Origin of the sequence: Actinomadura geliboluensis, from assembly GCF_043197915.1 — a bacterium.
In the GTDB taxonomy this organism is placed as follows: Bacteria; Actinomycetota; Actinomycetes; order Streptosporangiales; family Streptosporangiaceae; genus Spirillospora; species Spirillospora geliboluensis.
This window is the reverse complement of sequence record NZ_JBICUA010000002.1, coordinates 218,964-231,934: the sequence shown is the minus strand read 5'-3', so window position 1 is coordinate 231,934 and position 12,971 is coordinate 218,964. Positions and strand designations below refer to the sequence as shown.

Below are 12,971 nucleotides of genomic sequence, written 5' to 3'. Positions count from 1 at the left end.
CGGCGTCAAGGGCGGGGGTGGTCGCCGCCCTTCAGCTGGTCGACCGCGTGCGGGAGGACGCGGGCCAGCACGGCCATGCCGTCGCGGACGCCGCCGGTGGAGCCGGGGAGGTTGACGATGATGGTGCGGCCCGCGACGCCGGCCAGGCCGCGGGAGAGGATCGCCGCGGGCACCTTCTCGCGGCCCTCCATGCGGACGGCCTCCGCGATGCCCGGGATCTCCCATTCGAGGACCTGGCGGGTCATCTCCGGGGTCTGGTCGGTCGGGGTGAGGCCCGTCCCGCCGGACGTGACGACGACGTCGTAGCCCTCCGCGACCGCGTCGCGCAGCACCTCGGCGACCGGCGGGCCGTCCGGGATCACCACCGGGCCGTCCACCTGGCAGCCGAGGTCCTCCAGCAACTCGACCAGGACCGGCCCCGACTTGTCGGCGTAGACGCCCGCGGCGGCGCGGTTGGAGACCGTGACCGCCATCGCCCTGATCACCGGCGCCACACGCCCTTCTTGCCGCCGGTCTTCTCCTCGACGCGGACGTCGGTGATGACGGCGGCGGGGTCGACCGCCTTCACCATGTCGACGAGGGCGAGCGCGGCGACGCTGACGGAGGTCAGCGCCTCCATCTCGACGCCCGTGCGGTCGGCGGTGCGGGTGACCGCCTCGATCGCGACGCCGTCGTCCGTGATCTCCAGGTCGACGGTGACGCCGTGCAGCGCGATGGGGTGGCACAGGGGGACGAGGTCGGGGACGCGCTTGGCCCCCATGATCCCGGCGATGCGGGCGACGGAGATGGCGTCGCCCTTGGGGATGTCACCGGCGCGCAGAAGGGCGACGCAGTCGGGCGACAGGCGGACGAAGCCCGTCGCCGTCGCCGTCCTGGCGGAGACGTCCTTCGCCGACACGTCGACCATCCGGGCCGCGCCGGTGTCGTCCAGGTGGGTGAACTCAGTCACGAGGGCAACCTCAGAACGTTGACGTTGGTACCGGCCTGCACGGCCTCTGTGTCTTCTGGAAGCTCGATCAGCGCGTTCGCCGAGGAGAGGGACGCCAGCTGGTGCGAGCCCTGCACCTCGGCGGGGGCCACGCTGTAGGAACCGCGGTCGAACGACAGCTTCCCGCGCAGGTAGTGGCGCAGCCCGGCGGGTGACTTGACGTCCTCGGCCAACACGGCGCTCACGGTCGGCAACGGCTCCGGTGCCAGCCCCTGCATGGCGAGCAGCGCGGGACGGACGAACACTTGGAACGACACGTACGCGCTTACGGGGTTCCCAGGGAGCGTGAAGACGGGCGTGCCTTCAAGGAGGCCGAACCCTTGCGGCTTGCCCGGACGCATCCGCACCTTGTGGAAACCCACCGTGCCGGTCAGCGCTTCCTTGACGACGTCCCTGGTGCCCATGGAAACGCCGCCGGTGGTGATGATGGCATCGGCTCGGACGAGCTGGTCGTGGAGCATTTCCAGGACGTTGCCCGGCTCGTCCTCGACCGTGGCGTGGCGGAAACCCACTCCGCCTGCCTCGACCACGGCGGCGATGAGCATGAAGCTGTTCGATTCCCAGATCTGGCCCGGGGCCAGGGTGGCGCCTGGCTCGCGCAGCTCATCGCCTGTGGAGACCACCACGACGCGGGGTTTCGGACGTACCGTCACCCGGGATCGTCCCACGGCCGCGACCATGCCGAGCTGGGGCGCGGTCAGCCGCGTGCCCACGGGCGCGACGACCTCCCCGGCGCGGACGTCCTCACCGGCGCGCCGGATGTAGTTGCCCGGCGGGGCCGCGCGGAAGACCCGCACGTTGGCGTTCCCGCCGTCCGTCCACTCGACCGGGATGACCGCGTCGGCGCCGGCGGGCAGCGGCGCGCCCGTCATGATCCGCGCGGTCAGGCCGGGCCGGATCGCGGACACGCCGGAGTCGCCCGCCACGATGTCGCCGACCACGGGCAGCGTGACCGGGGACCCGTCGGCGGCCGCCGCGATGTCGGCCGCGACGACGGCGTAGCCGTCCATCGCCGAGTTGTCGAACGGCGGCAGCGGCACCGGCGCGGACACGGGCTCCGCGAGCACCGTGCCCTGCGCCTCCAGCAGCGCCAGGTCCAGCGGGGGCAGCGTCTTCACGCTGCCGAGGATCTCCTGCAGATGCTCATCGACCGTTCTCATGACCACGCCTTCCAGTGTGGCGCGTCGTCACGCGTCCCCGGAGCCGCCCACGCCGCCCGCGCCGTCCTGGGACTGGACGAACTCGCGCAGCCACGGGATGAACTCCGGAGCCAGGTCAGGACGTTCCGCGGCGAACTGGACGACCGTCCGCAGGTACTCCAGCTTGTTGCCGGTGTCGTAGCGGCGCCCCCGGAACTTGACGCCGTAGACGCCGCCGCCCTGGCCGGCGGGCGTGTCGGCGAGGGTGCGCAGCGCGTCGGTCAGCTGGATCTCGCCGCCGCGCCCGGGCGGGGTCTTCTCCAGCACGTCGAACACCGCGGGGTCACAGACGTAGCGGCCGATGATGATCCAGTTGCTCGGCGCCTCCTCGGCGGCGGGCTTCTCGACGAGGTCGGAGATGCGGACGACGTCGTCCTCGTCCGTCGCCTCGATGGCCGCGCAGCCGTAGGCGGAGACCTGGTCGGGCTCCACCTCCATCAGCGCGATGACGCTGCCGCCGTACTGGTTGCGCACCTCGATCATGCGGCGCAGCAGCTTGTCGCGGGCGTCGATCATGTCGTCGCCCAGCAGCACCGCGAACGGCTCGCGGCCGACGTGCTGGCGGGCGCAGTGCACGGCGTGCCCGAGGCCGCGCGGCTCGCCCTGCCGGACGTAGTGCATGATCGCGAGGTCGCTGGACTCGCGCACCGCGTCCAGCCGCCCGTCGTCGCCCTTCGCGCGCAGCGCCTCCTCGAGCTCGTAGGCTCGGTCGAAGTGGTCCTCGATGGACCGCTTGCTGCGCCCGGTGATCATCAGCACGTCGCTGAGGCCGGCGTCGACCGCCTCCTCGACGACGTACTGGATCGCCGGTTTGTCGACGATGGGCAGCATTTCCTTGGGAGTCGCCTTGGTGGCGGGCAAGAATCGGGTACCGAGGCCGGCCGCCGGGACGACCGCCTTGAGTACAGGTGCAATGTCGGCCATGTACCGACCCTAGCCATCCGTGAGGACGACAGCGTGCAGGACATCGTTTCGAAGACCGATCTCCGGACGGAATTGCTGGCCCGGCGTGCGGCGATGCGACCGGAGGAGCGCTCCGCCGCGGCGCGGCCCATCCGGGACGCGCTGCTGTCGCTGCCCGAGGTGGAGATGGCGGGGACCATCGCGGCGTACGCGTCGATCGGCGACGAGCCGGACACGCGCAGCCTGCTCTTCGCGCTGTGGAAGCGCGGGACGTACGTGCTGCTCCCCATCCTGCTCCCGGACGGCGACCTCGACTGGGCGTCCTACGAGGGGCCCGACTCGCTGGTGCCGGGGGCGCGCGGGTGCCTGGAGCCGTCCGAGCCGCCGCGCGGGCCGAACGCCATCGCCGGGGCGGACGTCGTCCTGACCCCGGCGGTCGCCGTCGACCGGACCGGGGTGCGGCTCGGCCGCGGCGGCGGCTCCTACGACCGGGCGCTCGCGCGTGTCGGCCCGGCGATCCTGACGGTCGCGCCGCTGTACGACGGCGAGCTGGTGGAGGCGCTGCCGGTCGAGCCGCACGACCAGCGCGTCCGCGCCGTCGCCACGCCGTCCGGCGGGTTCGTCCGGCTGAGCTGACCCGCGTGCCTACCGGGGAACGCGACATCTGGAGCGGGGACGCGCTGTCGGAGCCGGTACGGGGACGTGCGGAGCGGGACGTGCGAAACATCGCGTTCAGGGTAAAACCGCAGGCCATACGGCGTTCGGCGGCGTTTCCGACATGCCGATGCTCAACCGGAAATGCGCGATCGACCGTTGAATCTGTAGGATTGCTAAACGTTCAACTTTGACGACCCCGAAGGGCGGGATGTGCATCTCGACATCTGGCTACTCCTCGGGGCCGCGCTCGTACTCTGCGCCATCATCGCGGTCAGGCTGTCCCACAAGGCGGGACTCCCGACCCTGCTGGCGTACATGGCCCTCGGCCTCTTCATCGGCGAGTCCGGTCCCCTCCACATCCGCTTCGACGACGCCGAACTCGCCGAGACGCTCGGGCTCGCCGCCCTCGTCCTGATCCTCGCGGAAGGCGGCATCACCACCGACTGGCGGCGCATGCGGCCGTCGGTGCCCGCCGCGGTCAGCGTGTCCATCATCGGCACCCTGATCAGCATCGGCATCGTGGCGGCCGCCGCCATCTGGCTGATCGGAATGGACTGGCGCCCCGCGTTCCTGCTCGGCGCCGTGCTCGCGCCGACCGACGCCGCGGCCGTGTTCTCCGTGCTGCGCCGATTGCCCCTGCCCTCGCGGCTGATGGGCCTGCTGGAGGGCGAGTCCGGCTTCAACGACGCCCCCGTCGTCATCATCGTGGTCACCCTCAGCGCCCACAGCGCCGCCCCCAACCTGGCCGAACTGTTCGGCGTGATGGTGTACGAACTGGTCGCGGGCGCCGTCATCGGCATCGCGATCGGCTGGCTCGGCGCGCAGGGGCTGCGCCGCATCGCGCTGCCCGCGTCCGGCCTCTACCCCATCGCGGTGATGTCGCTGGCCGTCGGCTCCTACGGCATGGCGTCGCTGCTGCACGCGAGCGGGTTCCTCGCCGTCTACGTGAGCGCGCTGGTCCTCGGGAACTCGCGGCTTCCGCACCGTCCCGCCACCCGCGGCTTCGCCGAGGGCGTCGGATGGCTCGCCCAGATCGGGCTGTTCGTGATGCTCGGGCTGCTGGCCGACCCCGGCGACCTCCCCGGCCAGATCCTGCCCGCGCTGATCATCGGGTTCGTGCTGCTGCTGATCGCCCGTCCGGTATCGGTCGTGCTGTCCACGGTCGGGTTCAAGCTGACCTGGGGCGAGAAGATCTTCACCTCCTGGGCCGGGCTGCGCGGCGCCGTGCCGATCGTCCTCGCCACCATCCCGATGGTCGCCGACATCCCGAACGCCGACCGGCTGTTCGCGATCGTCTTCAACATCGTCGTCCTGTTCACCCTGCTCCAGGGGCCGACGCTGCCGCTCGTCGCGCGCTGGTGCCGGCTGTCCGGCGACGAGCAGACCCGCGAGCTGGACGTGGAGGCCGCGCCGCTGGAGGAGCTGCACGCCGACCTGCTGGAGGTCCGGATCCCCGCCGACTCGATGCTGAGCGGCGTGGAGATCTTCGAGCTGCGGCTGCCGCCGGGCGCGTCCGTCACCCTCATCGTGCGGGAAGGGTCGAGCTTCGTCCCCGAACCCACCACGCCCTTGCAGTCCGGTGACACCCTCCTGGTCGTGACCACCGACTCCGTGCGCGAGGCGGCGGAGCGGCGGCTGCGCGCGGTCAGCCGCAAGGGCAAGCTGGCGGGCTGGTTCGGCGAGACCGGCACCTGATGCGCCCGCCCACGGCCCGCCCGCGGCCCGCCTTGGGACGAACCCGCAGGTCTGAGGTACGGGGCTTCGAGGGACGGATTCGTGACCGGCCTGGGAACAGGCCGGGGGCGAATCCTGTTCCACGCATGGGTACCATTAGCAGTCGTTCAGAGTGAGTGCCAGTCCGGACTCCGCCGGGCTGAGTCAGCTAGGAGGAACCGTGCCGACGTATCAGTACGTTTGCACCGAGTGCGGCGAGCCTCTGGAGGTCGTGCAGAAGTTCAGCGACGACGCGCTGACCGAATGCCCGGCGTGCAGCGGCAAGCTCCGCAAGGTCTTCTCCGCGGCGGGAATCATCTTCAAGGGGTCGGGCTTCTACCGCACCGACAGCCGCGGCTCCGGCAAGTCGTCCTCGACCGCGGGCTCGTCGTCGAGCGCCTCGTCCAACGGCTCGTCGGGCGGCTCCGCCAACGGCTCCTCGGGCGACTCCGGCTCGGCGGGCTCGTCCTCGTCGCCCTCCGGCGCGTCGGCGTCGTCCGGCGGCGACTCCTCGTCGTCCAGCAAGTCCTCGTCGTCCGAAAAGGTCGCCTGACCTCCTAGGACTCCTTTACGCCCGACCCGGCGGAACCCCTGCGGATCCGCCGGGCCTTCGGCGTTCCCGGGCGCCGGCTACATCTCAAGACGTAGCCGGTGCCCTTCTCATGCCCCGCGCGGGGTAGCGGAGTTCCCTTCTCGCGCCGGACGCGCACGGCACGCCTCCTCGCGACGATGAGGAGTAGGGAACGGCCCGCCCCGGGGCTCCGGCCGCCTCCGGCCGACTCCGGCCCGCTTCGGTCCGCTCTGGATTCCGTTCCCGCCGCAGCGTCCTCGGGGATTTCGAGATAGTACTTGACATCTCTCGGGGAGCGAGACATTCTGAGTCATCGCGACATATCTCGTCTTTCAGCGCCCCAGGAGAGGAACATGAGCGCACCGAGCCCGGCTCCCCCCAGACCCCCGTCCCACCGGCTCGCCGGACTGATCGCCGGACGGCGCACCAAATGGGCCGTCCTGGCCCTGTGGATCGTCCTGCTGATGGCCCTCGGCCCGCTCGCCGGCAAGCTCGGCGACGTCGAGGAGAACGACGCGGCCGCCTGGCTCCCCGCGGGCGCCGAGTCGACCCAGGTCGTCGAGCTGGAGGAGCAGTTCCGCAAGGACGAGACGATGCCCGCCGTCATCGTCTACGAGCGGTCCGGCGGGATCACCGCGGCCGACCGCGCCAAAGCCGCCGCGGACGTGGGCGCGCTGCAGAAGCTCCCCGGCGCCCAGAAGGTGGCGGGGCCGTTCCCGTCCGAGGACGGCAAGGCCCTGCAGACGCTCGTGCCGCTCACCGACGTGGACATCACCGCCGCCGTCGACGAGGCACGCGACATCGCCAAGCGCGGGCCTCCCGGGCTGACCGCCCACGTCACCGGCCCCGCCGGCAGCGGCGCCGACATGTTCAAGGTCTTCAACAGCCTCGACGGCTTCCTGCTCATGGCCGCGGGCGCCGTCGTCATCGTCCTGCTGCTCTTCATCTACCGCAGCCCTCTTCTGTGGATCGTCCCGGTACTCAGCGCCGTCTTCGCCCTGGGGCTCGCCCAGTCGTCGGTGTATCTGCTCGCCAAGTACGGCGACCTCACCGTCAACGGGCAGAGCGCGGGCATCCTGACCGTCCTCGTCTTCGGTGTCGCGACCGACTACGCCTTGCTGCTCGTGGCCCGCTACCGGGAAGAGCTGCACCGCCATGAGGACCGGCACGAAGCGATGGCCTTCGCGCTGCACCGCGCGGCGCCCGCCATCATCGCCTCCGCCGCCACCGTCGCGGTCGGCCTGCTGTGCCTGCTGCTCGCCGACATGAACTCCACCGCGGGCATGGGTCCCGTCGCCGCCGCCGGCGTGCTCACCGCCCTCGCGGCCATGACCACGCTGCTGCCCGCCCTCCTGGTCATCTTCGGCCGCTGGCTGTTCTGGCCGCTCGTGCCCCGGTACGACGCGAAGTACCTCAAGCCGGAGGCGTACGACGCCGAGCACAACGTGTGGAGCCGCATAGCCGCCTTCGTCGGCAGGCGCCCGCGCGCGCTCTGGGCCGTCACCATGCTCGGCCTGATCGTCCTCACACTGGGGCTGGGGTCGCTCAAGGCGGACGGCCTGACCGACGCCGGACAGTTCACCGGCACTCCCGACTCCGTGAAGGGCTCCAAGGTCGTCGCCCAGCACTTCCCCGCGGGATCGGGCTCCCCCGCCGTCGTCATCGGCCGGGCGCCGGCGTCCGACCAGCTGGCCCAGACCCTGCGCGGGACGTCCGGCATCGCCGAGGTCTCCTCGCCGGTGACCGTGAACGGCCTGGTCAAGTACGAGGCGGTGCTGAAGGACCCGGCCGACGGCGAGGCCGCGCGGAAGACCATCGACCGGCTGCGCACCGCCGTGCACGCCGTCCCGTCCGCGGACGCGAAGGTCGGCGGCACCACCGCGACGTCGCTCGACATCAAGCGCGCCTCCGCCCGCGACAACAAGGTGATCATCCCGATCGTGCTGGCCGTGGTGTTCCTGATCCTCATCGCGCTGCTGCGCGCCGCCGTCGCGCCGCTGCTGATGATCGGCACCGTCGTGCTGTCGTTCCTGGCCTCGCTCGGCGCCTGCGCGCTGATCTTCGAGCACGGCTTCGGCTTCGAGGGCGCCGACGCCGGGTTCCCGCTGCTGGCGTTCATCTTCCTGGTCGCGCTCGGGGTCGACTACAACATCTTCCTGATGCACCGGGTGCGGGAGGAGGCGCAGACCCTCGGCACACGCCGCGGCATCCAGCGCGGCCTCACCGTCACCGGCGGCGTGATCACCTCGGCCGGGCTGGTGCTGGCGGCCACGTTCGCGGCCATGGTCACGCTGCCGCTGGTCAGCATGGTGGAGATGGGCTTCGTGGTCGCGTTCGGCGTCCTGCTCGACACGCTCATCGTCCGGTCCCTGCTGCTCCCGGCCCTGGCGCACGACATCGGGCGGCGGATCTGGACGCCGGGACGGCTCGCCCGCGAGGAGCCGGCCGCCGAGCCCAAGGTCCTGGACCCGGTCGGCTGACGGCACCGGGGGGAGAGTGCGCGCGTGCCCTCTCCCCCCGGGTTATCCACAATCGGCGGACGACCTGCCGGGCCCGGTGGGCGGGTGGCTAGTGTCGGCGCCATGTCCACTTCCGGTTCCCAGCCCACCGCCGAGATCGGGGTCGTCGGCGGCTCGGGCTTCTACTCGTTCCTCGACGACATCGAAGAGGTGCGGGTCGACACCCCCTACGGCCCGCCGAGCGACCCCATCGCGGTCGGCGAGCTGGCCGGCCGCCGCGTCGCCTTCGTCCCCCGGCACGGCCGCGACCACCGGTTCCCGCCCCACCGGATCCCCTACCGGGCCAACATGTGGGCGCTGCGATCCCTGGGCGTCCGGCAGGTCCTCGCGCCCTGCGCGGTCGGCTCCCTCACGCCGCAGTACGGGCCCGGCACGCTCGCCGTCCCCGACCAGCTCGCCGACCGGACGTCCGGCCGCGAGCAGACCTACTACGACGCCGGCGGCGCGGTCCACGTGTCGTTCTCCGACCCGTACTGCCCCACCGGCCGCCGCACCGCCCTCGAATCGGCCCGCGCCACCGGCTGGGACCCCGTCGACCGCGGCACGCTCGTCATCATCGAAGGGCCCCGGTTCTCCACCCGCGCCGAATCCCAGTGGTTCGCCTCCCAAGGCTGGACGCTCATCGGGATGACCGGCCACCCCGAGGCGGTCCTCGCCCGCGAGCTGGCGCTCTGCTACACCTCCCTCTGCCTCGTCACCGACCTCGACGCGGGCATCGAGGAAGGCGAGGGCGTCACCATGCAGGAGGTGCTCCGCGTCTTCGGCCAGAACATCGACCGGCTCCGCGCCCTCGTCGCCGACACGGTCAAGGCGCTGCCCACCGAGCGCGCCTGCCCGTGCCCCAGCGCCCTGGACGGCCTGGAACTCCCCCTGGACCTCCCATGAGATTCGCCCGCCTGCGGCGGCCGCTGGCGGCGCTGTTCGCCGCGGCCGCCGCGGGCCTCGCCCTCCTCGCGCTGCGGCCTGGGCCTCCCCCGTCCGTCCGCGTCCTCGCCGCCGCCCGCGACCTCCCCGCGGGGACGACCCTGACCGCCTCCGACGTCCACCGCGTCGCCGTCCCGCCGTCCGCCGTCCCGTCCGGCGCCCTCCGCAGGGCCGCCGGCCACACCCTCGCCGGCCCCATGCGCCAAGGCGAACCCTTGACCGACGCCCGCGTCCTGGGCGAGGCCCTCCTCCACGGCTACGGCCCCGGCACGGTGGCGACCCCCGTCCGCATCGCCGACCCGGACGCCGTCCGCCTCCTCCACCCCGGCGACCACATAGACGTCCTCACCGCCCCGCCCCCGGAGACCCCCACCTCCACCCAGCAACCACCGGACACCCCCACAGACACGGCCAAGCTCGTGGTCTCGGACGTCCCCGTCATCGCCACCCCACCGGCAGACAACGACAACCCTCAAGAAGGAGCACTGCTCGTCCTGGCGACCACCAGACCCCAAGCCCTGACCCTGACAACCGCCGGCCCCCACCTCTCCCTAACCATCACCACCCGCTAACCCCCGAGCGTTCACGGCGCAGACATGACCTCGGCACCTCCGGCCAGTGACCACAGTCCCGTCCACACGCCCCGCCCGAGCGTCCACGCCGCACGCGTAACCTCGGCACCTCCGGCCGATGACCACAGTCCCGTCCACGCCCCCCGAGCGTCCACGCTGCACGCCTGACCTCGGCACCCTCCGGCCGGTGACAACAATCCCTTCCGCAAACGGCGTTAGCGGTTGAAGCTCTGCCCCTGGTTCCTTTGGCAGCCGTCGGCCGTTGGCTCTGCGTCAGTTGTGGTGGTGCGTGCGGTGTTTGTGGGACGGGAGTTGCCTGAGGTCAACTTGGCTAAGCGGGGAGTGTTCATTACCATCCGCCGTTCCGGCGCCCTTGTCGATCTATGGGCGTTCCCCGACACCCCCTGGAGTGCTCATGAGCGGATTCAAGAAGTTCCTCTTCCGCGGGAACCTGGTCGACCTCGCGGTCGCCTTCGTCGTCGGCGCGGCGTTCGCGGGCCTCGTCAAGGACTTCGCGAACTCGTTCATCACCCCGCTGATCGCCCTCCTCGGCGGGAAGCCCGACTACACGCGGCTGGCCGTCACCATCAACGGCACGACGTTCCCCTACGGCATCTTCGTCACCTCGGCGATCGCGTTCACCATCACCGCGGCGATCGTCTACTTCCTGGTCGTCCTGCCGACCGCGAAGCTGATCGAGCGGATGGACCGCGGCAAGGAGGCCACCGAGCGCGAGTGCCCGCAGTGCCTCAGCGACATCCCGGTGAAGGCGAGCCGCTGCCGCTACTGCACCTCGGAGATCGTCCCCGCCACCGAGGTCCCCTACTAGACCCCGGTGGCGCGGGGGCGGGACCGGTCAGTCGTTCTCGGTCCCGAACTCCCAGTGCCAGGGCTCGAACGGGTTGCTGTAGGCCCATGCCGGGTGGATCCAGCCGTACCTTCCGGCGTGGGCCTCCATCCAGTTGAACTGGAGGGAGCCCGAGTTCTGGACGCCGCCGCACAGGTCGAGCGCCTGCCCCTTGCCGTGGTTGCTCGTCCCGGGGACGGCCGCGAAGCCGGGGCGGCGGGCGTAGACGGAGTGCTGCTCGGCAAGGCTCCGGTACGCGTCCGTCACGCACATGTCGCGGCCGAACCGGCGCTTGTACGCGGTGTTCAGTTTGTAGAAGGAGAGCGCCGCGTCGGCCCGCAGCTTGTGGCCGCCCTTCTGCGGCAGCGCGCACAGGTACTTCGCCGGGATCAGCCCGTTCGGGAACTTCTTCGCGTCCGCGGCGAGGCTCTTGTCGCAGCCGAGCTCCAACCGCTTCTGCCGGCTCACCGCGAGCTTGTCGAGCATGTCGTTGAGCTGCTTCGTCAACTGCGCCGACTTGGTCTTCAGCCCGTCCACCTCCTGCTGGAGGCGGGTCTGCTCGACCGCGTTGCGCGACTGCAGGTCCTGCGCGGTGGAGGCGAGCTGCTGGCGCCGGTTCTGCAGCTCGTCGGCACGGTCCACGAGCGCCTGCTGCGACCGGGCGAGCAGCGTCACGTCCGCCGTCGAGCGCAGCGCCTGGCCGGGGTCGCCGCCGCCGAAGATCGACATGGATCCGGCGGCGCCGCTCTGCTGGTAGGACGTGTTCGCCAGCCGGGCCAGCGGCTCCCGGATCCGGTTCAGCTCGGCCTCGGCCACGGCGAGGTCCTTCAGCGTGCCGCGCAGCTTCACCTGCGAGGCGGCGAGGTCCTTCTGCCGGCCCTTCATCTGATCGGTGGCCTTCTCCAGCTCGTCGCGAGCCTTGGACGCCTCGCGCCGCAGCGACTCCAGCGAGTCGGCCCGGCCCGCGGCGGCGGCGCCGTGCGGTGACAGCACCGCCATCACCAGGAAGACCGCGGTCAGCGCCGCCGACCGGGTGTACGGCACGGTGGTTTTCCTCCAGATGCCCAAATGCGGAACAGCGGCAGAACGCTACTACAGGTTCTACGATGACCTGCGCGTAACCGGTTCAGCGGTCACCGTAACCGTGGCGCTCGCACCAGCGGCGCATCCACCAGACATCATCCCAGCCCGCCGGGCACGGTCGCCGCACCCGCCTCGTCGGGGTCGGCGACGGCTCCGGCGACGCGGTCCGCCGCGGCTTCGTCACCGGTGCGGGCGCCCGCTTCGGCACCTTCGTCGCGATCTGCGGCTCCGACTCGGGCGGCACGTACTCGCCGTACGTCGGCTCGGTCTCCGGCGTGGCCGGCGTGGCGTTGCGCGCCGTGGTCCCGGCGGTCTCCGGCCGCTCCCGGACGGGCTCGTCCCGCATCCCGACCGCGATCACGGACGCCACCAGCACGGGCACCAGGAAAGCGGCGGAGATCACCGCGATCTGTCTGCCCCGGGACGCACCGCGCTCTTCCACCTCGTCTTCGGCGCCCTTGAGCCTCGGCTGACCGCGATGCCGTCCCGTCACGGGACCGAAGCGTACAGACAGGGGGCCCACCCGGCCTAGAGCCCCGGGTCACCCATAAGAAGAAGCGTTCACCGCTCCCTTTCCCCTACCCTGTACCTGCCGTCCGCTACGCTCTAGCGCGAGCGACGACATGCCTCCGTAGCTCAGGGGATAGAGCACCGCTCTCCTAAAGCGGGTGTCGCAGGTTCGAATCCTGCCGGGGGCGCACAGGACGTGGAACTCAGTCCCATCCCGCTTGGGCGGCCAGGGCGGTGCGGTAGAAGGCGTCCATTCGGAATTGCTCTGGAGCGGTGGGGTCGGGCATCCCGTGGGCGGGTGCGGTCGCCTCGGTCTCGTCTTCCCTCGGTTTCAGCATGCCGGGGTTGCGGGGTGGTGCCTCGTGAACGTCCTCTAGGTGCTTCGTCCCCAGCAGGACGGTGCCGCCGAGCACCACGATCCTCATGTCGGGCCCTCCTTTTCTCGCTCTCACCAGGTACGACCGGGCACCTCGCGGGCCTGTGAC

General features: G+C 71.3%; 14 protein-coding genes and 1 tRNA gene. 8 read left to right on the top strand and 7 right to left on the bottom strand.

The annotated features are described in order from the left end of the window. Positions 1 to 5 precede the first annotated feature (5 nt). From ACGFI1_RS06590 to galU, 4 genes are read right to left on the bottom strand one after another with little or no spacing between them, the layout of a single operon-like run. Entirely contained in the window at positions 6 to 473 is a 468-nt protein-coding gene (locus ACGFI1_RS06590) for a MogA/MoaB family molybdenum cofactor biosynthesis protein (protein WP_392784551.1), read from the bottom strand. 8 nt (positions 474 to 481) lie between these two features. Beyond that, on the bottom strand, positions 482 to 949 hold the full coding sequence (gene moaC, locus ACGFI1_RS06585; protein WP_138640155.1) for a cyclic pyranopterin monophosphate synthase MoaC: 468 nt from the start codon (positions 947 to 949) through the stop codon (positions 482 to 484). Then, positions 946 to 2,148 (bottom strand): molybdotransferase-like divisome protein Glp, encoded by a 1,203-nt coding sequence (gene glp / locus ACGFI1_RS06580; protein ID WP_392783727.1) that lies wholly within the window; start codon positions 2,146 to 2,148, stop codon positions 946 to 948. The genes moaC and glp overlap by 4 nt, the downstream gene beginning before the upstream one ends. 27 nt (positions 2,149 to 2,175) lie before the next feature. Beyond that, on the bottom strand, positions 2,176 to 3,111 hold the full coding sequence (gene galU, locus ACGFI1_RS06575) for a UTP--glucose-1-phosphate uridylyltransferase GalU (protein WP_386876782.1): 936 nt from the start codon (positions 3,109 to 3,111) through the stop codon (positions 2,176 to 2,178). Positions 3,112 to 3,144: 33 nt separating this feature from the next. Here galU and ACGFI1_RS06570 point away from each other — a divergent pair, with 33 nt between their 5' ends. The 7 genes from ACGFI1_RS06570 (at position 3,145) to mscL (ending at position 10,875) form a co-directional block, all read left to right on the top strand. Next, complete coding sequence (locus ACGFI1_RS06570) at positions 3,145 to 3,726, top strand: 5-formyltetrahydrofolate cyclo-ligase (protein ID WP_301176588.1); 582 nt, start codon at positions 3,145 to 3,147, stop codon at positions 3,724 to 3,726. A gap of 231 nt (positions 3,727 to 3,957) precedes the next feature. After that, positions 3,958 to 5,442, top strand: a complete 1,485-nt coding sequence (locus ACGFI1_RS06565) for a potassium/proton antiporter (protein ID WP_301176589.1) — start codon at positions 3,958 to 3,960, stop codon at positions 5,440 to 5,442. A gap of 199 nt (positions 5,443 to 5,641) precedes the next feature. Further along, positions 5,642 to 6,013, top strand: coding sequence for an FmdB family zinc ribbon protein (locus tag ACGFI1_RS06560; protein WP_392783723.1), 372 nt, complete (start codon positions 5,642 to 5,644; stop codon positions 6,011 to 6,013). A 371-nt stretch (positions 6,014 to 6,384) separates the two neighbouring features. Beyond that, entirely contained in the window at positions 6,385 to 8,511 is a 2,127-nt protein-coding gene (locus ACGFI1_RS06555) for an MMPL family transporter (RefSeq protein WP_392783719.1), read from the top strand. 102 nt (positions 8,512 to 8,613) lie between these two features. Beyond that, positions 8,614 to 9,435, top strand: coding sequence for an S-methyl-5'-thioadenosine phosphorylase (locus ACGFI1_RS06550; protein WP_392783717.1), 822 nt, complete (start codon positions 8,614 to 8,616; stop codon positions 9,433 to 9,435). Further along, a complete protein-coding gene (gene cpaB, locus ACGFI1_RS06545) occupies positions 9,432 to 10,046 on the top strand; it encodes a Flp pilus assembly protein CpaB (RefSeq protein ID WP_392783715.1) in 615 nt (204 codons plus the stop codon). The genes ACGFI1_RS06550 and cpaB overlap by 4 nt, the downstream gene beginning before the upstream one ends. Positions 10,047 to 10,461: 415 nt before the next feature. Next, positions 10,462 to 10,875 (top strand): large conductance mechanosensitive channel protein MscL, encoded by a 414-nt coding sequence (gene mscL / locus ACGFI1_RS06540; RefSeq protein WP_386876793.1) that lies wholly within the window; start codon positions 10,462 to 10,464, stop codon positions 10,873 to 10,875. 27 nt (positions 10,876 to 10,902) lie between these two features. Here the strand turns inward: mscL and ACGFI1_RS06535 are convergent, their stop codons facing one another. Both ACGFI1_RS06535 and ACGFI1_RS06530 read right to left on the bottom strand, forming a co-directional pair. Continuing rightward, positions 10,903 to 11,937 carry a D-alanyl-D-alanine carboxypeptidase family protein gene (locus tag ACGFI1_RS06535; RefSeq protein WP_138642161.1) on the bottom strand — a complete coding sequence of 345 codons (1,035 nt, stop codon included), beginning with the start codon at positions 11,935 to 11,937 and terminating at the stop codon, positions 10,903 to 10,905. Between the two features lie 82 nt (positions 11,938 to 12,019). Further along, the gene (locus ACGFI1_RS06530; RefSeq protein WP_392733090.1) at positions 12,020 to 12,469 is read right to left on the bottom strand and encodes a hypothetical protein; all 450 of its coding nucleotides are present in this window, start codon (positions 12,467 to 12,469) and stop codon (positions 12,020 to 12,022) included. 132 nt (positions 12,470 to 12,601) lie between these two features. Between ACGFI1_RS06530 and ACGFI1_RS06525 the strand changes: the two genes are divergently transcribed. After that, positions 12,602 to 12,674 (top strand) — tRNA-Arg (locus ACGFI1_RS06525). Between the two features lie 15 nt (positions 12,675 to 12,689). Here ACGFI1_RS06525 and ACGFI1_RS06520 read toward each other — a convergent pair. Continuing rightward, positions 12,690 to 12,911, bottom strand: a complete 222-nt coding sequence (locus ACGFI1_RS06520) for a hypothetical protein (protein WP_392783713.1) — start codon at positions 12,909 to 12,911, stop codon at positions 12,690 to 12,692. Positions 12,912 to 12,971: the final 60 nt, after the last annotated feature.

Coding starts and splice junctions, on each gene's coding strand:
- galU (WP_386876782.1), bottom strand. CDS start 3,111: ATGGCCGACATTGCACCTGTACTCAAGGCGGTCGTCCCGGCGGCCGGC.
- ACGFI1_RS06555 (WP_392783719.1), top strand. CDS start 6,385: ATGAGCGCACCGAGCCCGGCTCCCCCCAGACCCCCGTCCCACCGGCTC.
- ACGFI1_RS06520 (WP_392783713.1), bottom strand. CDS start 12,911: ATGAGGATCGTGGTGCTCGGCGGCACCGTCCTGCTGGGGACGAAGCAC.
- cpaB (WP_392783715.1), top strand. CDS start 9,432: ATGAGATTCGCCCGCCTGCGGCGGCCGCTGGCGGCGCTGTTCGCCGCG.
- glp (WP_392783727.1), bottom strand. CDS start 2,148: ATGAGAACGGTCGATGAGCATCTGCAGGAGATCCTCGGCAGCGTGAAG.
- mscL (WP_386876793.1), top strand. CDS start 10,462: ATGAGCGGATTCAAGAAGTTCCTCTTCCGCGGGAACCTGGTCGACCTC.
- ACGFI1_RS06550 (WP_392783717.1), top strand. CDS start 8,614: ATGTCCACTTCCGGTTCCCAGCCCACCGCCGAGATCGGGGTCGTCGGC.
- ACGFI1_RS06590 (WP_392784551.1), bottom strand. CDS start 473: ATGGCGGTCACGGTCTCCAACCGCGCCGCCGCGGGCGTCTACGCCGAC.